The sequence below is a fragment of the Schinkia azotoformans genome (assembly GCF_035811335.1).
In the GTDB taxonomy this organism is placed as follows: domain Bacteria; phylum Bacillota; class Bacilli; order Bacillales; family Bacillaceae_J; genus Schinkia; species Schinkia azotoformans.
This window is the reverse complement of the sequence record NZ_JARSMD010000016.1, coordinates 230,716-253,110: the sequence shown is the minus strand read 5'-3', so window position 1 is coordinate 253,110 and position 22,395 is coordinate 230,716. Positions and strand designations below refer to the sequence as shown.

Genomic DNA, 22,395 nt, shown 5'->3' with positions numbered 1-22,395 from the left:
TAAGTGCTGAAAGCATCTAAGCATGAAGCCCCCCTCAAGATGAGATTTCCCATTCGTAAGAAGTAAGATCCCTCAGAGACGATGAGGTAGATAGGTCTGAGGTGGAAGCGTAGCGATACGTGGAGCTGACAGATACTAATCGATCGAGGACTTAACCAAAAACGAAAAGTGGAGCAAGCTTGCTCAAGCCGCTAGGCTGTTGGAGCACTCGACGAGAAGTCGCTTTTTGACTTCGATGGAGGGTGTGAAACAGACGTACGGCTTAGCTTGCGGAACTAGACAATAGAAAAGCGGAAGCGACCGTTTAGCGACGTATAAACTGGAGCGCGTCGACTGAGATAAAGGAAACACGACGAACAAAGTGAGTCGATGTTGACTTATCGTAGGGAGATGAGTGAAGTTTACTAGTCGCTGGGAGCTGTAGCTGGACATAGTGAATATGAATGCAGATTATCTAGTTTTGAAGGAACAACCTTCAAAAAAACATAGGATGTTCTGCTAAAAACTGTCACGTCCTGTGACAAACGCAGAACGACATACATCCTGTATGCCTGGTGACGATAGCGAAGAGGTCACACCCGTTCCCATTCCGAACACGGAAGTTAAGCTCTTCAGCGCCGATGGTAGTTGGGGGCTGTCCCCCCGTGAGAGTAGGACGTTGCCAAGCATATACATTATTTATTTACTATCGCGGGGTGGAGCAACGAGCAAAGCATCAGTGAATTTGCTTCGAGTTGTCCCGACGCATTCACTTCCAAGAATAAGCTTGCAGAGGAAGGGACAGTCGTTTCTAAGTAAACTTTGAAGGAAGTACAATATTATATAATTTTTACTATCGCGGGGTGGAGCAGTCTGGTAGCTCGTCGGGCTCATAACCCGAAGGTCGCAGGTTCAAATCCTGTCCCCGCAACCAAATGGTCCCGTGGTGTAGCGGTTAACATGCCTGCCTGTCACGCAGGAGATCGCCGGTTCGATCCCGGTCGGGACCGCCATTTTAACCAAATATATTTTATGGCCCGTTGGTCAAGCGGTTAAGACACCGCCCTTTCACGGCGGTAACACGGGTTCGAATCCCGTACGGGTCATCTAAAAAAAGACTAACAGAATGTTAGTCTTTTTTTGTAGTTCGGATATTACTTGCCCTACCAAATCATAACATCTATAGCACCAAAAGACAGATAGGCAGTTACAATTACTGCATTAACCGGAACAATAGCATTTTCATGAATTTGCTGGGGCTCCATATTAAGTTCTACACCACGATTGGACATATTAACTAAAAAGATTCCATTATGTAGATTTAAAAATTCACTGACAGAAGCCTTGGCGAGCTCGTCTATTTCATCGATCGTTTCTTCAGCGTAAATGGAAGCGAATTTAATAAAGGTTTCTTCATCGCAGCCCATTCCTGTTGAAAGTGTTTGCTCACCAGCTCCAGTTCCCTTAATTAATTGGGTAACCATCCAATTGGCTTTATATTGATCATTTACCTTTTTGGCTTCTAGACGTACTTGGTCATCAATAAAGCGAATCAAATTTTTTGCAAAAAGAGATAAGTAATTCGCATATAACTTCTTATTAGAAATATCTTCTAAACCAACGATAGTTTCGACTAATGTGTCAATATCTCCAGCTTTAATAGCATCAAATTGCTCATCTGATAAACTATGTTCTTTTTTATAATTACTTAACGCCGTTGAAAATTGATCAATATTCAAAATCCCGAGATCAACTAGGGCTTGTCCTAGTATTAAATGATTTTGTTTTTGACCTGAAAGCAATTGATCAAGCTGTTCTTCAGTAAGAAAACCGAGCTCGATCGCGATCTCGCCGAATCTTTTATCAATCTGCTTCTGCTTTTCATGAACTTCTTCCACTTGAAACGGTGTCATATAGCCAGCATTAACGGATAAGACGCCCAATTTAACATGTGTTTCAGCCTGCAGCTCTAACGCTTCTTTTAACTGTTCCGTATTGATTAATCCTTTGTTCAATAAATAATGCCCAAAATATTGACTAAACATAGTAAATTTCCCCCGCTACTCTTTAATTATTTTTTCGATAATATTTGCAACAGCTTCCAATGTTACTGGTTTTTGAATAAAATCATAGGCACCTAGTTCAATTGCTTTTCGTAAATGTGATTGTGTACCTGCGGAAGAAGCCATGACCACTTTAATATCTGAGTTATATTCTTTTATTTCTTTAAGAGCTTCAATTCCATCTTTATCAGGCATGATAATATCTAAAAATACAACGTCTGGCTGTTCCTGCTTTACAAGTTCAATTGCTATTTTTCCGTTTTCTGCTTCAAAAATATTTTTGCAATTGCATTTTTCAAGAATGCTTCTAAGCTTTTTACGAATTAATACTGAATCATCAACTAATAAGAATTTTAAATTGACTTCCATTATGGGAGCACTCCTTACATAAGATATTATTCCACAATGTTAAATTTCGTTAGAAAGTGTAAAAATCCTGCATAAAATGACGACATGTGGAAAATATTCCGAGATTTGCCACAATCTTTAAAAAAAGTGTTTATTGTCTCGTTTTTACTATTTTGCTATAATTGAAATTGGTTGTAAGGCATATCCTCATGTAGGGTACATAATTTATTGAGAAGACATCATTTGTCTTCTCATTTTTTTTGCCCAAAATTCATTTTGGAAATATAACAAATTTTCGACATTTTTGTATTGTTTACAAATTTTTAACAGATCAATAAAGGATTTTCATGTATACTTCTTGAATATAGGTTTTTATATAGAAGTTATCACCTAGAACGTGTTAGTAAGGAGAGGTATTTCAATGGTAATTTCCCATCCGACAGAGTATGATGCCTATTTATTTCATCTTGGCCAGCTTTTTCAAAGCTATAAAACGTTTGGGGCGCATATTGGAAAAGAAAAAGGTGTTTTAGGAGTTCGGTTTACGGTTTGGGCTCCGCATGCTGAAAAGATTAGTGTAATTGGCGATTTTAATAATTGGATTGGGGACCATTATCATTTAGAAAAAATGAACGAAGAAGGTATCTGGACTAACTTTTTTCCAAAAGTTTCTGAAGGAGCCTTATACAAATATGAAATCACCACTGCAGATGGCCGGATCTTAAGAAAGAGTGACCCCTTCGCCTTTTATTCAGAAAAACGTCCACATACAGCTTCGATTATTTACAATCTTTCAAACTATGAGTGGAATGATAATACGTGGTTCCATCATAAAAAACAGCATTTATCCTACAATGAACCAATGTTTATTTACGAGGTTCATTTGGGAACATGGAAAACAAAGGAGAATGGGGAGTTTTTATCATATCGTGAACTTGCTGATGAATTGATTCCATATGTTGTCGAAGCTGGTTATACCCATATAGAATTATTGCCGCTAGTGGAACATCCATTTGATCGTTCATGGGGGTACCAAGGGACAGGTTATTATTCAGTAACGAGTCGATACGGGAGTCCACATGAGTTTATGGAGTTCGTCGATAAATGCCATCAGCATGGGATTGGAGTTATATTGGATTGGGTGCCAGGTCATTTCTGTAAAGATGCTCACGGCCTTTATTTGTTTGATGGGGAACCGACGTTTGAGTATGCTAATCCTTTTGTGATGCAAAATGACGTTTGGGGAACAGCCAACTTCGATTTAGGCAAAACAGAAGTCCAAAGCTTCTTGATTTCAAATGCCATATTCTGGATGGATGTCTATCATATTGATGGGCTTCGCGTGGATGCTGTGGCCAATATGCTGTATTGGGACATGAATGGCGATGGTACGATTCAGGAAAATCAATATGCCGTTCAGTTTCTAAGAGCCCTTAATGAGCAGGTCTTTAAATACAACCCCACCGCTTTGATGATTGCTGAAGATTCTACAGAATGGCCATTAGTGACGGCTCCGACGACAACTGGTGGATTAGGATTTAATTATAAATGGAATATGGGCTGGATGAATGATGTATTGGAATACATGGAACTTAATCCAGTCTATCGAAAATACCATCATAATTTACTGACCTTTTCCCTTTTATATGCGTATACAGAAAACTTTGTCCTTCCGTTTTCACATGATGAAGTCGTTCATGGGAAAAAGTCTTTACTGAATAAAATGCCGGGAGATTATTGGCAAAAATTTGCGCAGCTTCGTTTATTATATGGTTATTTAATGGCGCATCCGGGGAAGAAATTAGTTTTCATGGGTGGGGAGCTTGGTCAATTTGAAGAGTGGAAAGACTTGGAACAGATTGATTGGTTTCTATTAAATTATGACATGCATAATAAAATCCATGCATATACTAAAAAGCTGTTAAAATTTTATAAAGAAGAAAGATCCCTTTGGGAGCTTGACTTAAGCTGGGATGGATTTCAGTGGATTGACCCGGATAATAAAGAACAAAGTATTTTATCTTTTATGAGAAAATCCAAAAATAAGAACGATTTTTTAATTATTGTTTGTAATTTTACCCCTGTTGTTTATCAGGATTTCAAGGTTGGTGTACCATTGCATGCTTCGTACGTTGAAGTGTTTTCCAGCGACGAAACGGAATTTGGCGGTACAGGACAAGTAAATACCGGGGAGCTTATAAGCAAAAAGAGAAATTGGCATGGGCAACCGTATTATATTTCAATAAAAATACCGCCGTTTGGTATTTCAATCTTGCGTCCTACGAAAAAGATACGTCGAATTTATCAGCTTGGTAAAAGTAAATTTCAAAATAAATTCACCTCATTAACGAAAGGGAGAAGAGTAAATGCGTCGAAAAAAATGTATTGCAATGCTTCTGGCTGGAGGGCAAGGAAGCCGCTTAAGTTTACTAACTAGAAATCTTGCAAAACCAGCTGTGCCATTTGGCGGTAAATATCGGATCATTGACTTTCCTTTAAGTAATTGTACAAACTCATGTATCTATACAGTAGGTGTTTTAACGCAATATAAGCCGCTTGTATTGAATTCATACATAGGGATTGGCAGTGCTTGGGACTTGGATAGAAGAGATGGTGGTGTAACAGTATTGCCACCTTATATGGAACAGGATGGCGGTCGGTGGTACCGTGGAACAGCTAATGCAATCTTTCAAAATATGAATTTTATCGAGCACTACGATCCTGAACATGTGTTGATTTTATCGGGTGACCATATTTACAAGATGGATTATTCTAAAATGCTTGATTACCATATTAAAAGAGGTGCGGATGCAACGATCTCTGTTATCGAAGTACCGTGGGATGAAGCAAGTCGTTTTGGAATTATGAATACGAACGAGGATTTAGAAATCACTGAATTTGAAGAGAAGCCGGACCATCCCAAAAACAATTTGGCTTCGATGGGAATCTATATTTTTAAATGGGCAACATTACGAACTTATTTAGAAATGGATGATCGTAATTCAGACTCGAGCCATGACTTTGGGAAGGATATCATTCCTCTAATGCTGGAAGAAGGGCTTAAGCTAAATGCCTATCCTTTCAAAGGATATTGGAAGGACGTTGGAACAGTAAAAAGCCTATGGGAAGCTAATATGGATTTACTGGAAGATCAGCCGGAGCTTGATTTAAATGATTATAACTGGAGGATTTATTCCGTTAATCCAAATCAACCCCCACAATATATTGCGCCAACAGCAACCGTTCATCAGTCATTAGTTAATGAAGGCTGCATGGTAAATGGTACAGTGGAGCACTCTGTTTTATTCCCGGGAGTACATATTGGCAAGGGTACAATCGTGAAGGATTCCGTAGTTATGCCAGGTGCGAGAATTGGGGCTAACTGCCGGATTGAAAATGCCATTATTGCCAGCGATATGATGATTGAGAATGACCGTATTATTTTACCTGAGAAGAAAGGCCAGGTTGTATTAGTAGCAGAAGAGAAAATTAGCTGTTAGAGGTGAAATACAATGAGTAATGAAATGTTAGGGTTAATAGATGCAACAACAAGCTTCGGCGATTTAAAAGAATTAACGATGATGCGCTCATCAGCAGCGGTTCCCTTTGGGGGACGTTATCGCCTTATAGATTTCGCTTTATCAAATATGGTAAACTCAGGAATACAAAGTGTTGCGATTTTTCCGAAATATCATTATCGTTCCTTAATGGACCATCTTGGTTCAGGTAAGGATTGGGATTTAAATAGAAAAAAAGATGGACTCTTTTTCTTCCCACCACCGTTCAACTCGCAAAATGACCATTTAGCATCTGTATTGCACTATATTAAATATCATAAGGATTATTTATATCGTAGTACACAGGAGTATGCTGTAATAGCTGGAAGTAATACGATTTGTAATCTTGATTTTAATGATGTTTTAAACCGTCATATTGAAACTGGAGCTGACATTACCGAGGTTTGCAAAAATGGTGAGCCCCTTGATATGTATATTCTTAAAAAGACGTTGCTCTTAGATATACTTGATGCACATCATGATGAGTCACGCTACAGTCGTTATGGTCTTTGTGATGTGATTGAAAAATTCCCACAAAAACTAACCTGTCACAGTTATGAATATGATGGGTATGCCGTAACCATTAATTCTATAACAGATTATTACCGATATAGTCTTGAGTTATTACAGCCGGAAATTATGGAGCATTTATTTTCACCAAAACGACCAATTTATACAAAGGTTAAGGATGAACCACCAACAAGATATAGCAAGAATGCGATTGTAAAGAATGCGCAAATAGCGAACGGCTGTATCATCGAGGGACATATTGAAAATAGTATTATTTTTCGTGGTGTAAAAGTTGGAAAAGATGCTGTCATTAAGAACAGCATCATTATGCAAAAGAGCCAAATTGGGGAAGGTGCGGTACTTGAAGGTGTCATACTTGATAAAGATGTTACGATTAATGACCAGGTAAAAATGTATGGGACTGCGGAGGCACCTGTTGTTATTCAAAAGGGTAGTGTACAAGGAGCGCTGATGAATTCGTGAATATATTGTTTGTAGTTTCTGAATGCGTACCATTCATTAAATCCGGTGGTCTAGCCGATGTTGCTGGAGCCCTGCCAAAGGAATTAAAGAAGCTTGGCAGTGAAGTGCGGGTTATCATGCCAAAATATGGTGCCATTGGACAGCAGTTTAAAGATAAAATGGAGAAAATGGTTGAAATTAATGTGCAATTAAGCTGGAGAAACCAATATTGTGGAATCGAAAAGCTAGAGTATGAGGGAATAGTATATTATTTCATAGATAATGAGTACTATTTTAAGCGGGATACAATGTATGGTCATTATGATGATGGAGAACGGTTCTCTTATTTCTGCCGGGCTGTTTTAGAGGCGATTCCACACTTGGATTTTAATCCGGAAATCCTGCATTGCCATGATTGGCATACAGGAATGGTACCGTTTTTACTTAACGCGCAGTATCGGGACTTAAAGGAATATGCTGATATTCGTACAATATTCACGATCCATAATCTGCAATTCCAAGGAATTTTTCCGAGAGAAATTCTAGGTGATTTATTAAATCTGGATGATTCTTATTTTGATGAGCAGCTGGAATTCTATGGCTGTGTAAATTTCATGAAGGCGGCGATTGTCTCTTCCGATTTAATAACAACAGTCAGCCCAACCTATATGAATGAAATCCAAATGCCTTATTACGGGGAGAGGCTGGATGGGCTGTTGCGTTCAAGGCATACGGCATTAAAAGGGATTTTAAATGGAATCGATGCTGATATTTATAATCCTGGTAAAGACCCTTCTATCATACAAAACTATGATCAAAATTCTCCGGAAAATAAAATAAAAAATAAGCTTCATCTTCAAAAAATGTTTGGATTAGAAGAGAATGCCAATATTCCATTAATCTCCATCATTTCGAGATTAACAAGCCAAAAAGGATTAGACCTTGTTAAACTGGTATTTGATGAGGTCATAGCCCATGATATCCAGTTTATTGTACTAGGAACCGGTGATACCGAATTTGAAGATTATTTTCGGACAATGGAAAGCTTGAACAGAAAAAAGGTTCGGGCATATATTGGTTTTAATGAGGAACTTGCCCATCAAATTTACGCTGGTTCAGACTTATTTTTAATGCCGTCTAAATTTGAACCATGTGGGCTCGGGCAATTAATTGCTTTGCGCTATGGAACGATTCCGATTGTTCGTGAAACGGGTGGTCTTAATGATACAGTAACCTCCTATAATGAAAAGACGCAAACTGGAAATGGCTTTACTTTTAAAAATTACAATGCCCATGACATGCTTTATACTATCCAACGTGCTCTTCATTTTTATAATCAAAAGCATGTATGGGAAAAACTCGTAAAAACGGCAATGGCGCAGGATTATAGCTGGTCTCAATCAGCCCAAAAGTATAACGGAATGTATAAGGTCCTAGCCGAGGGGCAATATTGATTGAACATATCTATAATCTGAAATTTGCAAGTTGAGGGGGAGCTTATTAATGTTCTCGACGAAAGATGCTTTTAAGCAACAATTCCTTGAAAAATATGAAATTATGTATGGTAAAAGTTTTGAGGAGTCCACTCTGCCTGAACTATATAATACATTGGGACAAATGGTTCGTGAATATGTAAGTCATGCTTGGATTGAGACGAATGAAAGAAATCGCGCGAATCATAAAAAGCAAACCTACTATTTCTCAATTGAATTTCTATTAGGAAGATTATTGGGCAGCAATTTATTAAACCTAGGGGTTCAGGATGTAGTAGAAGCAGGCTTAAAAGAACTTGGTGTTGATTTAAGAGAAGTAGAAGAACAGGAAGTAGATGCCGGTCTTGGAAATGGAGGCTTAGGCCGTCTTGCTGCCTGTTTCTTAGATTCATTAGCATCCCTTTCCTTACCAGGGCATGGTGTAGGCATCCGCTATAAGCATGGGTTATTTGACCAAAGAATTATTGACGGCTATCAGGTTGAATTGCCAGAGCAATGGTTAAGAAACGGAAACGTTTGGGAAATTAGAAAAGCGAGTCAGTCAATCGAAGTTAAATTTGGTGGAGATATTCAGGTTTCCTACGGAAATGGACCGTTAATGTTTCACCATATCAACGCGGAGACCGTTACAGCCGTACCGTATGATATGCCTGTGATTGGCTATGAAAATAAAACGATCAATACTTTAAGGCTATGGAGTGCGGAGCCTTCCCAGTTTCGACCTGACAAAGGGGATGTCATGAAATATAAACGGGAAACAGAAGCGATATCTGAATTCCTTTATCCGGATGACTCCCATATTGAAGGGAAAATTTTGCGGTTAAAGCAGCAATATTTTCTTGTTTCAGCTGGGTTAAAAAGTATTGTTAGGACCTATTTGAAAAATAATGATCATCTAAGCGATTTTCATAATAAGGTAGCGATTCATATTAATGATACACATCCAGTATTAGCGATTCCGGAATTGATGCGAATATTAATGGATGAACATGGAATGGGTTGGGAAGAAGCATGGCATATTACGACCAATACCATTTCCTATACGAACCATACGACGTTATCGGAGGCCCTTGAGAAGTGGCCAATCTCCATCTTTAAACCGCTTCTCCCTCGAATTTATATGATTGTCGAGGAAATTAACGAGCGTTATTGTAGGGGATTATGGGATAAGTATACTGGGGATTGGAAAAGGATCGAAGAGATGGCGATTATTGCCCATGGTGTCATCAAAATGGCGCATCTAGCTATTGTCGGCAGCCACAGTGTCAATGGGGTGGCCAAAATCCATACAGATATACTAAAAGAGCGGGAAATGAAGCTGTTTTATGACTATTATCCAACCAAGTTTAATAATAAGACAAACGGAATTACCCACCGTCGCTGGTTGATAAAAGCAAATCCTGAGCTTGCTCGGACGATTTCTGAGGCAATCGGTGATAAATGGATTGCGAAACCGGAGCACTTATCGGCACTTCTTCCGTTTGCAAATGATGCCGGCTTTAAACAAAAGGCATATGAGGTTAAATACCAGAATAAGCTTGCCTTTGCCAGACAGATTAAGCAATTAACAGGTATTGCAATTGATGAACATTCTATTTTTGATGTTCAAGTTAAAAGACTTCATGCCTATAAACGTCAGCTTTTAAATATTTTGCATATCATGTATTTGTATAATCGCTTGCAGGAGGATTCTAATTTTTCTATCACACCTCACACTTTTATATTTGGTGCAAAAGCATCTCCTGGTTATTATTATGCAAAAAAAATAATCAAATTAATAAATACACTAGCTGCAAAAATAAATGATGATCCAAAAACAAAAGATTTATTAAAAGTCATTTTTGTAGAAAATTATCGTGTTTCCCTAGCTGAAACGATTATTCCCGCTGCAGATGTTAGTGAACAAATTTCTACGGCAAGTAAGGAAGCATCCGGTACTGGAAATATGAAGTTTATGATGAACGGTGCTATTACTCTTGGAACGATGGACGGGGCCAATGTAGAAATCTTTGAAGAGGTTGGTCCGGACAATATCTTTACCTTTGGATTAACAGCAGAGCAAGTCCTTGCTTATCAAAGAAATGGTGGTTATCGGGCAATTGAATATTATCATCATGATCAAAGCCTGAATCAAGTCATCAACCAGTTAATTAATGGTTTCTTTCCTGTCCCTGCCCATGAATTTGAAACGATTTACGATTCCTTGCTCGTCCAAAATGATGAATATTTTGTTCTGAAAGACTTTGGCACCTACGTCCGTGCCCACGAAAAAGTCGGAGAAGCCTATCGAAATCGCGATCAATGGTTAGAAAAAAGTATTATCAATATTGCCAAATCGGGACGCTTCTCAAGTGATCGTACCATCCAGGAATATGCGGATGAAATTTGGGGAATTACCCGTTCGTAATTTTAATAAAAAGGATACCGATTTTAGTGTATTCGGTATTCTTTTTTCTATTCGATTTTTGAAACTTTAAGATTAATAATATGGTAGAATATAAGTGTACTGGTAAAAACTAGATTTATAGGAGGCGTTATTCATGAAAAAAAGAGTAACTTCATTGGTATTGTCAGCACTTTTAGTAGCGAGCCCACTTACTTCAGCAAGTGCAAATAATGACCAAGCCGTTACGCGTGGGGAATTTTTTAAACTTGTCGTCGATCATTTAGGGTATGATGCAGCAAATCTGAAGGTTGAACTACCAAAGGATATTTCCGCCAATTCACCATATGCTAATGCTGCAAAAGTATTAAAAGACAAAAAAATAGTAGTTGGCTTTGAAGATGGCACTTTTAAACCAAATCAAACGATTACTCCGGCAGAAGCAAGCAGCATCGTTTCTCGTTTTCTAGCAATACAAGGAGATGCAACATCTGCTTTAGCATCTACATATGGAATCACTTTTGAAAATACGAAAATCCTTACTTTAGAAAAAGCTGAGGAAATCGTTTCAAAAGCTTTAACAAGCGATAAAACGGCTTTAGAGCTTTTAGATAAAACGACGGCTGCCCAAAACGAGCAAAAGTCTTTCAAAGCTGATGCTACAATGTCCATGGAATTTAAGCTGAAGGAAGGAACACCTGAAATTCCGGGGATGACAAACGGCATGAAAATGAACAGCGATATTGTCATGAGCTTTAATCGAGAAAAGGGATTGCTTCAAACTATTACAACAAAAGTGCCAAACCCTGAAACGAATAAAGAAGTGGAGATGGTCATCGACCAATATTTTGTTCCAGAAGGCATTTTTATGAGAATGACGGATCCAAACTCGGGCGAGGACCAATGGTTGGACATGAGTGCCGCTATGCCACTATCATTTGAGGAACTTATGAATATCAATGAAGATAATATGAATATGATGAATGATTTAAATCGTAAATATTTCTTCTATAGAGATTTGGGTAAGGAACAAGTAAATGGACAAAGTCAGTACAAGCTTGGATTTAGCGGTAAAATTAACTCATTAGAAGAAATCATCGGTATGATGTCAAGCGTCTTAAAAGACCAATCCAATACTTTACTTTCTGACTTAGAAGGCATGCCTAATATTGAAATGACAATGGATGGAACGATGATGGTGGATGAAAAAACATTACTACCAACACACCAAATGATTCAATTTGAAATTAAATATGGAGCAGCAAAGGACCCTGCGCTGGAAATGCCAATTGAAAGCATTCATTATGTGATGGATATAAACTTTTCAGATTTCAATAATGTAAATGATATTGTGTTGCCGGAAGCTGCTAAAAATGCTGAAAAATTTCCAAGTTTAGAGGACATCCCAGAAGGATTCGAACAACTGCCTCAGCCTACTGAAAAACAGTAGAACCTTTGATTGAATTTTGCAAAAAGGTTCTAAAAATAGACGTAAATAACAAGACTTTTAATCTCGATCGTGTTGTAAAATATAATGTAGAATATGGAAATGGAGTGAGAGAAATGTTAACCTTTTATTCTAGAATTCTCGTAGCATATGATGGGTCTGACTTAAGTAAAAAAGCATTAGATATGGCAATGGCATTAGCAAAGCAGGATGAAAGAATCGAATTAACAGTTGTAGCTGTTTCTAATCCTCCAACTGCCACTTCAATGGGAAGTTATGGTATTTATAACCAAGAATTAATAAATGAAATAAGAGAAAATGCAGAAAAGATTCTTAGTGAAGTAAAAGAAAAAATTGCTGAACTGCCAAATAAAACAGCTGCTGTTGTCCTAGAAGGCAACCCGGGCAGATTAATTGTCGATCATGCAAACCAAACAAGCTGTGATTTGATCGTGATGGGCAGCAGAGGCTTAAGTGGAATTAAAGAAATGTTCTTAGGAAGCACAAGCCATTTTGTTGTTCAAAAAGCAAATTGTCCCGTATTTATTGTGAAGTAATGAGAAAAGCAGAAGCGTCCGTTCAGCAAAGTTTATACGTCGCTGGGCGCTGGAGCTGGACAATGAAGAGGCTGACCCTATAGCATGGGCCAGCCTCTTCCGATTTTCGATTAGTCGTTGTCCCCATCAAAAAAGTTTCCGATACCACCGAGGATGCTGCCTTCACCACGGCTTTTTCCACCAGCGCTTGGAGCTGAAGCAAAAATTCGATCTGCCAAGCGGCTAAATGGAAGCGATTGAACCCAAACCGTGCCTGGTCCTTGAACGGTCGCAAAGAATAATCCCTCTCCGCCAAAGAAAGCCGTTTTAATTTTACCAACATATTCAATGTTATAATCAATATCCCTTGTCATCGCAACTAGACAGCCAGTGTCAATTTTTAAGCGTTCACCAGGTTGCAGCTCTCTCCTATAGATCGTTCCACCGGCATGGAGGAAAGCAAGGCCATCGCCTTCAAGCTTCTGCATAATAAAGCCTTCACCACCGAAAAAGCCGGCACCTAGCCTGCGTTGAAATTCAATTCCAACTGAAACCCCTTTAGCAGCACATAAAAACGCATCCTTTTGACAAATCACTTTACCACCAAGTTCACTCAAATCCATTGGAATAATCTTTCCAGGATAGGGAGCAGCAAAAGAAACATGCTTAATGGCAGAACTTTGGTTTGTAAATACAGTCATAAATAAGCTTTCACCTGTCAGAATACGTTTACCTGCACCTAGTAATTTTCCGAATAATCCTTTGTCTGAAGAAGCTCCATCGCCAAAAATGGTTTCCATTTCGATGCCATCCTCTTGCATCATCATCGCCCCGGCTTCAGCAACTGTGCTTTCACCCGGATCTAGTTCGATTTCAACAAATTGCATATCATCGCCATAAAGTTTATATTCGATTTCATGTGAATTCATGCGAAACTCCTCCTTTGATATGTATCAACCTCATTATAACATGTGGCCCATACAAATTTTCCCATGCAATTAAAAATATTCTTTAGAAAAAGGACTGTTTCCCCACTACAGGAACAGTCCTTTTTCAGTATTAATATTTATTCATCATTATCAAAAGACTCCAATTCAGCCCCACCAAGATTACCAGTAACCGCCATAACATCCTCTGAATCAAGACGATCTTCATATAATTCATGGATTACATTAGGGAAAACCTGAATATTATTACCTGAAATATCAGTGGCAACAAAGCTTTCAATGTCCTCCACAAAACCAACATTTTCATCCGAATCCATATACATGTCATTATAATCTAACATACTTGGATCAAGAAAGTCGGAGGGTGTATCAGAACTTCCGTATCTCCCAACATCTTGCCAGGAATCCTCGGCATCGTAAAAGGTTGCATCTTTTCCATCATTTACAAACTTTTCATAGGGTGGGCTTAATATATCTTCTTCCACTGGACGGTCATGCGATACCTCGTTGTCTGGGGTATGTTCAATACAGTGGGTAGCGGTAGGCAATGCCTTTAGCCGATCAACAGGTATGTCCTTCCCACATTCCTCACATTTTCCGTACGTTCCCTTGTCGATATTGGCGAGCGCATGGTTTATATCTTTAATTTCTTTTTCCGTGTGTTCTACTAGGGCAATGTCCTTTCCACGTTCGAAAAGCTCGGTTCCATGATCTCCAGGATGGTTATCATAATTCGATAGTTCGCCGATGGAGTCATGCACCCCGGCACGCTCTGTATCGTAATAATCGGTTGCTTCCAACCCTTCTAATTTTTCTTTTTTCCGTTTAAGTAATTCAGCTTTTAGAGATGAAAGTTCATTAGGAGTAAGCATGGAAAAACGCTCCTTTTGACCAAATTTTCTGCCTCAAAATTAGTATGAACAAAAAAGGCCAAATCATCCCCGCAAAAAAAGCACATGATACAAAGATCATGTGCTTAAACCCAATAACTTAGTAATAATCCGGCTGCGACAAGGAAGCCAAATATTGTATTCGTTTGAGCTGTAGCTTTCATTGCCGGCATCATCTGGATTGGAAGAGTCTTTCCTTTAAAACCTTGTACGGCTTTCATTGCCTTTGGCAGGCTTCCGAATACGATTAATAACCATGGAGAAACAATCCCCATAGCCATTAGTATAATGATCCAAGCATAGGAAACTGTAAACATTCCAGCAAGAAGCTTAATAGCATTTTCTCTACCAAGAAGAATCGCAAGTGTTCGGCGTCCGCTTTCTTTATCTCCATCAAGATCACGAATATTATTAGATAGCATGATCGCACCAATTAAAATAGAAATTGGAATTGAGATTAAAAAACTTTCTAATGAAATCGAATCTGTCTGGATAAAATATGAAATGAGGATAATCACAACCCCCATAAAGAAGCCGGAAACAATTTCTCCAAAAGGAGAATAAGCAATTGGATAAGGACCACCGGTATAAAAATAAGCTGTAAACATACAAACTATACCGATTGCCGCAATCCACCAACTGGAACTTGCGCAAATATATACACCAAGAAGAATCGCTATTGCAAAAAAGCTTAATGCAACATTTAAAATTGTCTTTGGTGCAATCCCATCGCGGACGATACCGCCACCAATTCCGATCGATTCTTCCGTATCCAAACCACGTTTGTAATCATAATATTCATTAAATAAATTAGTGGCTGCCTGAATAAGAATACTTGCTAAGAGCATAGCCAAAAACAACAATATATTTGCATGGCCGTCTAGTAGTGCCAAGGCGCTGCCGATAGATACCGGCACAAAAGCAGCCGTTAACGTGTGGGGCCTTAATTGGCGATACCAAATTTTCCACATACTCTTATTTTTATTAATACCCAGTTGCTGTTCTGGAATTTTTATTTCCATCTTTAAGTTGTCCCCCTTTCGATTCCCCAAACGACAAACTTAAAACAACTTTTATTTATTGTGTAAAATACATCAAAATTCTACACTTTCATTATTTGTCATACTTATTTAGTTTAGGAAAAACACCCCTTTGTGTCAATGGTTTTCAGCGAATATGCACAAATTGACAAGGACATACTATTTTAAATTGAATTACGAATTTCTACAAGTTTTGCACCTATTAATAGGTAAAACATTTGAAGTATGATAAAATAAGTTGACGTACGGTTTTGTAAGGGGGAGAAGTAGTGGTAACGATTCAACAAAGTACAATACACAAAAAAATCGCTTATGGAGTTGAACAAGCAAAGTCTGTTTCTCACTCTATATTGGTTAGTACTAGTACAAAAGTTGATTTAATTATAGACCCGGTTACCTTCTATGAAAGAGGAAAGAACCGCACAGGTGAAAGGATATTCTGGTCCGCACCTAGTGGGGATTTTGTCATGGTTGGAATTGGAAATGCGTACACCTTTGAAAGCAATGGTGGCAATAATTTTGGACAAGTAGAGAAGGAATGGATCGAACTAAATGAATTTAGTGTAATTGAGCCGAAGGAAAGAGTATCAGGAGTAGGGCCGGTAATATTGGGAGCATTTTCCTTTGATCCAAGAAAAGAAAAAACGAAACTTTGGGGTTCCTTCCCCGTTTCCAAAATGATGCTTCCGCAGCATTTATTGACAATTACTAAGAATGAATTCTGGTTAACATTAAATGTTGTTGTTCATGGTGATACAAATGTAGACGAAATCGTAGAATCTTTATCAAAAGAGCAAAAAGATTTATGTAAGGATGCCCACATTCCTTATGAAGCCTCTTTTGGTAAAGAATTTATAATAGAAGAAGTTTCGAAGGATGAATGGATTTCATCAGTTGATACTGTTGCGAGTCAGATTCGAAATAACGAAATTGAAAAAGTAGTGCTTGCACGGGAAATTCGTGTAAAAAGTGATTTTCCATTTAAAACTGAAGATATCTTAAATCGTCTTAGAAAAGAACAACCGTCAAGCTATATTTTTGCGGTTGAAAGTGGTCAGGATTGCTTTATAGGTGCCTCCCCAGAGCGCTTAATTAAGAAGGAAGGGGAAGAGGCTTTTACAACTTGTTTAGCCGGTTCCATTGCAAGAGGAAATTCGGAAGAAGAGGACGACCATCTTGGCAATGAACTTTTACAGGATCAAAAAAATCTACATGAGCATGAAGTAGTGGTTCGAGCAATTAGATCTGCCTTTGAACAAGGTTGTGATCGGGTTATCGTACCGGAAAATCCAACTTTATATAAAGTTCGTGATATTCAACATCTCTATACGCCGATTATTGGTAAGGTAAAAAATACGGTATCGTTATTAACCCTTGTTGAAAAACTTCATCCTACTCCGGCATTAGGTGGATATCCGCGTGAAGAAGCTCTTCGTAAAATAAGAGAAATTGAACATTTAGATCGAGGCTTATATGCAGGTCCTATTGGCTGGCTTGATAGTAATGGTGATGGTGAATTTGCTGTAGGGATTCGCTCAGGGTTATTACAAGGAAAAGAAGCCTCATTGTTTGCCGGATGTGGAATAGTCGGAAATTCAGATTCAATCGAAGAATATAAAGAGACACAAATGAAATTAAGACCAATGCTTTCTGCATTAGGGGGATCATTTTAATGACATCAGCGAGTAAAGCATTATCGGTTTATGTTGCTGCTTTTTTGGATGAATTAGTGCGGTCAAATGTAAAGAATATTGTCGTAAGCCCAGGATCGAGATCAACGCCCATTGCAATGGTTGCAGCTGAGCATCCCGACTTACATGTATGGTTAAATGTTGATGAGCGTTCAGCTGCTTTTTTTGCCTTAGGAATGGCGAAAGCACGAAGAGAGCCGGTGGCCATTGTATGTACATCCGGAACTGCAGTTGCTAATTATATGCCGGCAGTAGTGGAAGCAAAGGAGTCGCAGGTTCCGTTGATTGTATTGACTGCGGACCGCCCACATGAATTGAGAGACATTGGTGCACCTCAGGCCATTGATCAGCTCAATTTTTTTGGGAAGCAAGTGAAATGGTTTGTTGAAATGGCAATCCCGGAGGAAAGTCCGGAAATTCTTCGTTACGTACGTACTGTTGCGGCAAGAGCGGTTTCTACATCGCTAAGTGGCCCGAGCGGACCTGTTCATCTGAATTTTCCATTTCGTGAGCCACTTGTTCCAATTATCGAGGATGAACATATTTGGGAAAGCGGTTTGGATTATAGAACACAATTCGTTAAGGCAGCCGAATCAAAGTTGATGATGAAGGATGAGGAATTGGAATTGCTGGCAAGCGGGCTCACTCGAATTGAGCGGGGATTGATTATTTGCGGCCCATTGGACCGTCCTGGCTTTGCAGAAGAAGTTGTTGCCCTTGGTGATAAATTAAGCTTTCCGGTTATCGCAGACCCGTTATCACAATTACGAAGCGGCGTGTATAATAAAAAACTAGTTATTGATAGTTATGACGCATTTTTGCGTGACGAATACATATCACAGGAACTTGTCCCTGAAGTAGTGATCCGATTTGGGGCCATGCCGGTCTCAAAGGCTGTATTATTATTTTTGAAAAAAAATCCGCAGATTAAGCAAATTATTATTGATGGAGAAGGGCTATGGCGTGACCCGACACTCTTAGCATCAGAGGTAATTCACGCTGACCCTGTTTTATTTTGCCGATTATTAAACAAGATTCTTTTGGAAAATAAAGGGCGAAAAACGGGGGAGCCTACCAGTAATTGGCTTGAAAGTTGGATAAGGGCAGACCGTGTCGCTGGGGAAGTACTCCAACATTTTGGAAATGAAGAACAGGAATTTGAAGGTCAGGTAGTCCTACGTATCGCTGAGAATTTGCCGGATAATGCGACCCTTTTTGTTGGTAATAGTATGCCGATTAGAGATGTTGATAGCTTTTTCTTAAATACGGAACGGAACATTCGCATCATGGCCAATAGGGGTGCAAACGGAATTGATGGAACAATTTCGGCAGCGCTTGGTGCTAGTACAGTAGCAGAGCCGCTTATTCTTCTAGTTGGAGATTTAACCTTTTACCATGATTTGAATGGGCTCTTAGCTGCAAAGCTACATAAGTTGAATGCCACAATTGTGATTGTGAATAACGAAGGCGGGGGAATTTTTTCATTCCTGCCACAAAGTGAACACCCGAAAAATTTTGAGCTGTTATTTGGAACGCCATTAGGTCTTGATTATAGTTATGTTGTGAAGATGTATGGCGGTGAGTTTAAGAGAATTGACGACTGGAATGAGTTGTCGGCCGCAATTAAAAACAGCAAAGATGTTGAGGGATTAAACGTAATTGAAGTTAGAACTGACCGTTCATTGAATGCTGAAAAACATCGTAAAATTTGGCGGATTGCAAACGAAACTATCAAAGCAAACTGGGAGCGGGGTGAAGGAGATGCACATTAAAGTAAATGGCATCAATTATCACGTGAAGACAATCGGCGAAGGTGAACCACTTCTTCTTTTACATGGATTTACCGGTACACTTCAGACCTGGGAACCGTTTATTAACGATTGGAGCCGCTCCTTTAAGCTTATTTTAATAGATATAATCGGCCACGGTAAAACAGATCATCCCGAGGATGTTGATCGTTATTCAATGGATAATGTAGTCCATGACTTAAAGGAGATTTTACATACACTGAATATTAAAAAGGTCCATCTACTGGGGTATTCGATGGGTGGCCGGGTTGCATTGTCCTTTTCAATTCTATATCCTGAATATGTCCTTTCATTAATTTTGGAAAGCAGTTCGCCAGGATTGGAGCCTGAAGAGGAACGACTTGCGAGAATAGATAAGGATAATCAATTAGCCGAAAGAATAGAGCGGGTCGGCATTCATGAATTTGTAGACTATTGGGAGAAAATCCCGTTATTTTCTACGCAGGAACAAAGGTTGTCTGATGTCAGAAAACAATCCATACGTCAAGAAAGACTAGAAAATAGCACTCAAGGCTTGGCTAATAGCCTTCGCGGCATGGGCACAGGCGTCCAACCTTCATGGTGGGGGCAGCTGAATAATTTTCAAAAGCCAGTTTTATTATTAGCAGGAGAAGATGATCAAAAGTTTTGCATGATTGGACAGAAGATGCATGAGCTTTTTCCAAATTCAAAAATTTTAATCATAAATGACACCGGTCATGCAATTCATGTGGAACAACCAGAAACTTTTGGTAAAATAGTATTTGACTATTTAAAAATGGACAAACAGGAGGTATTCTAATGGCAGTAGAATGGGTAGCGAAATATCCAGGCAAGTATGAAGAAATTCTTTATGAAAAATATAATGGTATTGCAAAAATTACAATCAATCGTCCGCATGTACATAATGCGTTCACACCACTGACTGTGGGGGAAATGATTGATGCTTTTGCTGATGCACGTGATGATTCTGAAGTTGGCGTTATTATTTTGACAGGTGCTGGTGAAAAAGCATTCTGTTCAGGCGGCGACCAGTCAGTCCGCGGTCATGGCGGATATGTCGGCAAGGATAATATCCCACGTTTAAATGTACTTGATTTACAACGTTTAATCCGTGTTATTCCAAAGCCGGTTGTTGCGATGGTAGCAGGTTACGCCATCGGCGGCGGACATGTTCTACATATCGTTTGCGACTTAACAATTGCGGCTGAAAATGCTGTCTTTGGTCAAACTGGTCCGAAGGTTGGAAGCTTTGATGCTGGTTATGGTTCCGGCTATTTAGCGCGCATTATTGGTCACAAAAAAGCTCGTGAAATCTGGTATTTATGCCGTCAATACAACGCACAACAAGCCCTTGATATGGGACTAGTTAACACTGTTGTACCGTTAGAAAAACTAGAGGAAGAAACAATTCAATGGTGTAATGAAATGCTTGAAAAATCACCAACAGCACTTCGTTTCCTAAAAGCAGCATTCAACGCTGATACAGATGGTTTAGCAGGAATCCAACAATTTGCTGGGGATGCTACGCTGCTATACTATACAACTGATGAGGCAAAAGAAGGCCGTGACGCCTTTAAAGAAAAGCGCACACCAGACTTCAATCAGTTCCCGCGTTTCCCTTAATAGGTAAGGATTTTTTGAGTGAAGAACAGTTTAGCAACTTCTTATGCTAAGCTGTTTTTTCAATTAACTGGGACACAGGGGCGGGTTCTTTGTCCCGGAAGGAGGGTGAGGAATATTGGCAAGTGATATTATGCCGAATTGGCTTATTAAAAGAGCGGATCTTTCACCGGAAAGAGTAGCACTAATTACTGAGGAGGCAACTTGGACGTTTAACGAACTGCATAAATTATCGGTTTCTGCTGCCAATAAACTATCAGCATTAGGTGTGAAGCATGGTGATCACGTTGCAGTTTTAATCGGAAACCGCAAAGAATTTTTGTTTCTTCTGCATGGTCTCGAATATATTGGGGCAGTGGCTGTACTGTTGAATACAAAATTGACATCCCATGAAATCAGCTGGCAACTTGAAAATTCAGAGAGCAGGCTTTTAGTATTTGATGATGTTTTCCTAGAAAAACTTGAAAATGCTCCAAAAGCCGTAAAACAGCTTTCATTAGCTGAGTTCATTAACGCTGAGGAAGGAAAGGCAACAATCCGTTTTGAATATGATTTGAACGAAGTACATACGATTATTTATACTTCAGGAACGACCGGAAACCCTAAAGGAGTCATGCTTTCCTATGGAAACCATTGGTGGAATGCAGTTAGTTCATCCTTAAATCTAGGCTTACATATGGATGACTGTTGGCTATGTGTAACACCTTTATTTCACGTCAGTGGTCTTTCAATTTTAATGAAAAGTGTGTTCTACGGCATGCCTATTTATTTAGTAGAAAAATTTGATCCAGCTAAGGTAAATATGGCGATTGAAAATTATCATGTTACGCATATTTCTGTTGTAAGCCAAATGCTTGTTAGATTGGTAGCAGATCTTGGGGAAAGGGTGTATCCGAAATCGTTTAGATGTGCACTATTAGGGGGAGGCCCTGCGCCAAAACCGCTTTTAGAAATATGTAAAGAAAAAGGGATTCCAGTATATCAATCGTATGGGATGACAGAAACCTCTTCGCAAATCGCAACATTAAGTACAGAATATATGCTATCTAAGCTTGGCTCTGCCGGAAAATCACTTTTCCCGGCACAGTTAAGAATCGAAAAAGATGGTAAGGAACAGTCTGCTAATGAAGCTGGTGAAATTGTTGTCAAAGGCCCTGTTGTTACAAAAGGCTATTGGAAGAACGAAGAAGCAACAGAGAAAAGCATTGTAAATGCTTGGTTGTATACAGGAGATATCGGCTATTTGGATGAAGATGGTTTTTTATATGTGCTTGACCGCCGCAATGATTTAATCATTTCTGGTGGTGAAAATATATATCCAGCGGAAATTGAAGCCGTTATTTTATCACACTCGGCGATTGAAGAAGCTGGAGTTGTTGGCCAAAGTGATGAAAAGTGGGGGCAAGTGCCGATTGCATTTGTAAAAACATGGGATGGCGAGATGGTTACAAAAGAAGAAATCCTTAGTCTTTGCAAGGAACGATTAGCAAAATATAAAGTACCAGTTGATGTGATCTTCGTAGAGGATGGATTGCCACGGAACGCATCAAACAAACTAATGCGCAAGGAATTACGGAAGTTACTCGATTGATTGGGACGGAGAACCCGATTGGGACAGAGTTCCCGACCCCGTGGCACG

At 39.1% G+C, this 22,395-nt stretch carries 17 protein-coding genes, 3 tRNA genes and 2 rRNA genes; 17 read left to right on the top strand and 5 right to left on the bottom strand.

Annotated features, from left to right (window positions below):
- The 5 genes from P9E47_RS09760 to P9E47_RS09740 form a co-directional block, all read left to right on the top strand.
- Positions 1 to 159 (top strand): 23S ribosomal RNA (locus P9E47_RS09760); the annotation flags it as partial.
- Positions 160 to 550: 391 nt separating this feature from the next.
- Positions 551 to 667, top strand: a 5S ribosomal RNA gene (gene rrf / locus P9E47_RS09755).
- Positions 668 to 836: 169 nt separating this feature from the next.
- Positions 837 to 913, top strand: a tRNA-Met gene (locus P9E47_RS09750).
- Between the two features lie 3 nt (positions 914 to 916).
- Positions 917 to 992, top strand: a tRNA-Asp gene (locus tag P9E47_RS09745).
- Positions 993 to 1,013: 21 nt separating this feature from the next.
- Positions 1,014 to 1,085, top strand: a tRNA-Glu gene (locus tag P9E47_RS09740).
- 57 nt (positions 1,086 to 1,142) lie between these two features.
- Here P9E47_RS09740 and P9E47_RS09735 read toward each other — a convergent pair.
- Both P9E47_RS09735 and P9E47_RS09730 read right to left on the bottom strand, forming a co-directional pair.
- Complete coding sequence (locus P9E47_RS09735; RefSeq protein ID WP_003333450.1) at positions 1,143 to 2,024, bottom strand: hypothetical protein; 882 nt, start codon at positions 2,022 to 2,024, stop codon at positions 1,143 to 1,145.
- A 15-nt stretch (positions 2,025 to 2,039) separates the two neighbouring features.
- Positions 2,040 to 2,411, bottom strand: coding sequence for a response regulator transcription factor (locus P9E47_RS09730; RefSeq protein WP_003333451.1), 372 nt, complete (start codon positions 2,409 to 2,411; stop codon positions 2,040 to 2,042).
- A 400-nt stretch (positions 2,412 to 2,811) separates the two neighbouring features.
- Here P9E47_RS09730 and glgB point away from each other — a divergent pair, with 400 nt between their 5' ends.
- The 7 genes from glgB (at position 2,812) to P9E47_RS09695 (ending at position 12,799) form a co-directional block, all read left to right on the top strand.
- Positions 2,812 to 4,827: a 1,4-alpha-glucan branching protein GlgB gene (glgB, locus tag P9E47_RS09725; RefSeq protein WP_326163288.1), complete on the top strand. Its 2,016-nt coding sequence runs from the start codon at positions 2,812 to 2,814 to the stop codon at positions 4,825 to 4,827.
- Positions 4,757 to 5,890, top strand: coding sequence for a glucose-1-phosphate adenylyltransferase (locus tag P9E47_RS09720; RefSeq protein WP_039957869.1), 1,134 nt, complete (start codon positions 4,757 to 4,759; stop codon positions 5,888 to 5,890). The genes glgB and P9E47_RS09720 overlap by 71 nt, the downstream gene beginning before the upstream one ends.
- A 12-nt stretch (positions 5,891 to 5,902) precedes the next feature.
- Complete coding sequence (locus P9E47_RS09715; protein WP_003333454.1) at positions 5,903 to 6,940, top strand: GlgC family sugar phosphate nucleotidyltransferase; 1,038 nt, start codon at positions 5,903 to 5,905, stop codon at positions 6,938 to 6,940.
- Positions 6,937 to 8,373 (top strand): glycogen synthase GlgA, encoded by a 1,437-nt coding sequence (gene glgA / locus P9E47_RS09710; RefSeq protein WP_003333455.1) that lies wholly within the window; start codon positions 6,937 to 6,939, stop codon positions 8,371 to 8,373. The genes P9E47_RS09715 and glgA overlap by 4 nt, the downstream gene beginning before the upstream one ends.
- Before the next feature lie 49 nt (positions 8,374 to 8,422).
- A complete protein-coding gene (locus tag P9E47_RS09705) occupies positions 8,423 to 10,819 on the top strand; it encodes a glycogen/starch/alpha-glucan phosphorylase (RefSeq protein ID WP_326163287.1) in 2,397 nt (798 codons plus the stop codon).
- A 133-nt stretch (positions 10,820 to 10,952) separates the two neighbouring features.
- On the top strand, positions 10,953 to 12,245 hold the full coding sequence (locus P9E47_RS09700) for an S-layer homology domain-containing protein (RefSeq protein WP_326163286.1): 1,293 nt from the start codon (positions 10,953 to 10,955) through the stop codon (positions 12,243 to 12,245).
- A 113-nt stretch (positions 12,246 to 12,358) separates the two neighbouring features.
- Positions 12,359 to 12,799: a universal stress protein gene (locus tag P9E47_RS09695; RefSeq protein ID WP_003333459.1), complete on the top strand. Its 441-nt coding sequence runs from the start codon at positions 12,359 to 12,361 to the stop codon at positions 12,797 to 12,799.
- Positions 12,800 to 12,909: 110 nt separating this feature from the next.
- Here the strand turns inward: P9E47_RS09695 and P9E47_RS09690 are convergent, their stop codons facing one another.
- The 3 genes from P9E47_RS09690 to P9E47_RS09680 form a co-directional block, all read right to left on the bottom strand.
- Positions 12,910 to 13,707 (bottom strand): TIGR00266 family protein, encoded by a 798-nt coding sequence (locus P9E47_RS09690; RefSeq protein WP_326163285.1) that lies wholly within the window; start codon positions 13,705 to 13,707, stop codon positions 12,910 to 12,912.
- A gap of 137 nt (positions 13,708 to 13,844) precedes the next feature.
- The gene (locus tag P9E47_RS09685; RefSeq protein WP_003333461.1) at positions 13,845 to 14,597 is read right to left on the bottom strand and encodes a TraR/DksA C4-type zinc finger protein; all 753 of its coding nucleotides are present in this window, start codon (positions 14,595 to 14,597) and stop codon (positions 13,845 to 13,847) included.
- Between the two features lie 104 nt (positions 14,598 to 14,701).
- Positions 14,702 to 15,637 (bottom strand): 1,4-dihydroxy-2-naphthoate polyprenyltransferase, encoded by a 936-nt coding sequence (locus P9E47_RS09680; RefSeq protein ID WP_326163284.1) that lies wholly within the window; start codon positions 15,635 to 15,637, stop codon positions 14,702 to 14,704.
- A 287-nt stretch (positions 15,638 to 15,924) separates the two neighbouring features.
- Here P9E47_RS09680 and P9E47_RS09675 point away from each other — a divergent pair, with 287 nt between their 5' ends.
- From P9E47_RS09675 to P9E47_RS09655, 5 genes are all read left to right on the top strand, one after another.
- Positions 15,925 to 17,328 (top strand): isochorismate synthase, encoded by a 1,404-nt coding sequence (locus tag P9E47_RS09675; RefSeq protein ID WP_326163282.1) that lies wholly within the window; start codon positions 15,925 to 15,927, stop codon positions 17,326 to 17,328.
- Positions 17,328 to 19,118, top strand: coding sequence for a 2-succinyl-5-enolpyruvyl-6-hydroxy-3-cyclohexene-1-carboxylic-acid synthase (menD, locus tag P9E47_RS09670; protein WP_326163281.1), 1,791 nt, complete (start codon positions 17,328 to 17,330; stop codon positions 19,116 to 19,118). The genes P9E47_RS09675 and menD overlap by 1 nt, the downstream gene beginning before the upstream one ends.
- A complete protein-coding gene (menH, locus tag P9E47_RS09665; RefSeq protein ID WP_326163280.1) occupies positions 19,108 to 19,935 on the top strand; it encodes a 2-succinyl-6-hydroxy-2,4-cyclohexadiene-1-carboxylate synthase in 828 nt (275 codons plus the stop codon). Before menD ends, menH begins: the two co-directional genes overlap by 11 nt.
- A complete protein-coding gene (gene menB / locus P9E47_RS09660; RefSeq protein WP_003333467.1) occupies positions 19,935 to 20,759 on the top strand; it encodes a 1,4-dihydroxy-2-naphthoyl-CoA synthase in 825 nt (274 codons plus the stop codon). Before menH ends, menB begins: the two co-directional genes overlap by 1 nt.
- A 130-nt stretch (positions 20,760 to 20,889) precedes the next feature.
- Positions 20,890 to 22,347 (top strand): o-succinylbenzoate--CoA ligase, encoded by a 1,458-nt coding sequence (locus P9E47_RS09655; RefSeq protein ID WP_039957876.1) that lies wholly within the window; start codon positions 20,890 to 20,892, stop codon positions 22,345 to 22,347.
- Positions 22,348 to 22,395: the final 48 nt, after the last annotated feature.

Excerpts from the sequence above, each read along its gene's own strand:
- P9E47_RS09735 (WP_003333450.1), bottom strand. The coding sequence starts at position 2,024 with ATGTTTAGTCAATATTTTGGGCATTATTTATTGAACAAAGGATTAATC.
- P9E47_RS09730 (WP_003333451.1), bottom strand. The coding sequence starts at position 2,411 with ATGGAAGTCAATTTAAAATTCTTATTAGTTGATGATTCAGTATTAATT.
- glgB (WP_326163288.1), top strand. The coding sequence starts at position 2,812 with ATGGTAATTTCCCATCCGACAGAGTATGATGCCTATTTATTTCATCTT.
- P9E47_RS09720 (WP_039957869.1), top strand. The coding sequence starts at position 4,757 with ATGCGTCGAAAAAAATGTATTGCAATGCTTCTGGCTGGAGGGCAAGGA.
- P9E47_RS09715 (WP_003333454.1), top strand. The coding sequence starts at position 5,903 with ATGAGTAATGAAATGTTAGGGTTAATAGATGCAACAACAAGCTTCGGC.
- P9E47_RS09705 (WP_326163287.1), top strand. The coding sequence starts at position 8,423 with ATGTTCTCGACGAAAGATGCTTTTAAGCAACAATTCCTTGAAAAATAT.
- P9E47_RS09700 (WP_326163286.1), top strand. The coding sequence starts at position 10,953 with ATGAAAAAAAGAGTAACTTCATTGGTATTGTCAGCACTTTTAGTAGCG.
- P9E47_RS09695 (WP_003333459.1), top strand. The coding sequence starts at position 12,359 with ATGTTAACCTTTTATTCTAGAATTCTCGTAGCATATGATGGGTCTGAC.
- P9E47_RS09690 (WP_326163285.1), bottom strand. The coding sequence starts at position 13,707 with ATGAATTCACATGAAATCGAATATAAACTTTATGGCGATGATATGCAA.
- P9E47_RS09685 (WP_003333461.1), bottom strand. The coding sequence starts at position 14,597 with ATGCTTACTCCTAATGAACTTTCATCTCTAAAAGCTGAATTACTTAAA.
- P9E47_RS09680 (WP_326163284.1), bottom strand. The coding sequence starts at position 15,637 with ATGGAAATAAAAATTCCAGAACAGCAACTGGGTATTAATAAAAATAAG.
- menD (WP_326163281.1), top strand. The coding sequence starts at position 17,328 with ATGACATCAGCGAGTAAAGCATTATCGGTTTATGTTGCTGCTTTTTTG.
- menH (WP_326163280.1), top strand. The coding sequence starts at position 19,108 with ATGCACATTAAAGTAAATGGCATCAATTATCACGTGAAGACAATCGGC.
- menB (WP_003333467.1), top strand. The coding sequence starts at position 19,935 with ATGGCAGTAGAATGGGTAGCGAAATATCCAGGCAAGTATGAAGAAATT.
- P9E47_RS09655 (WP_039957876.1), top strand. The coding sequence starts at position 20,890 with ATGCCGAATTGGCTTATTAAAAGAGCGGATCTTTCACCGGAAAGAGTA.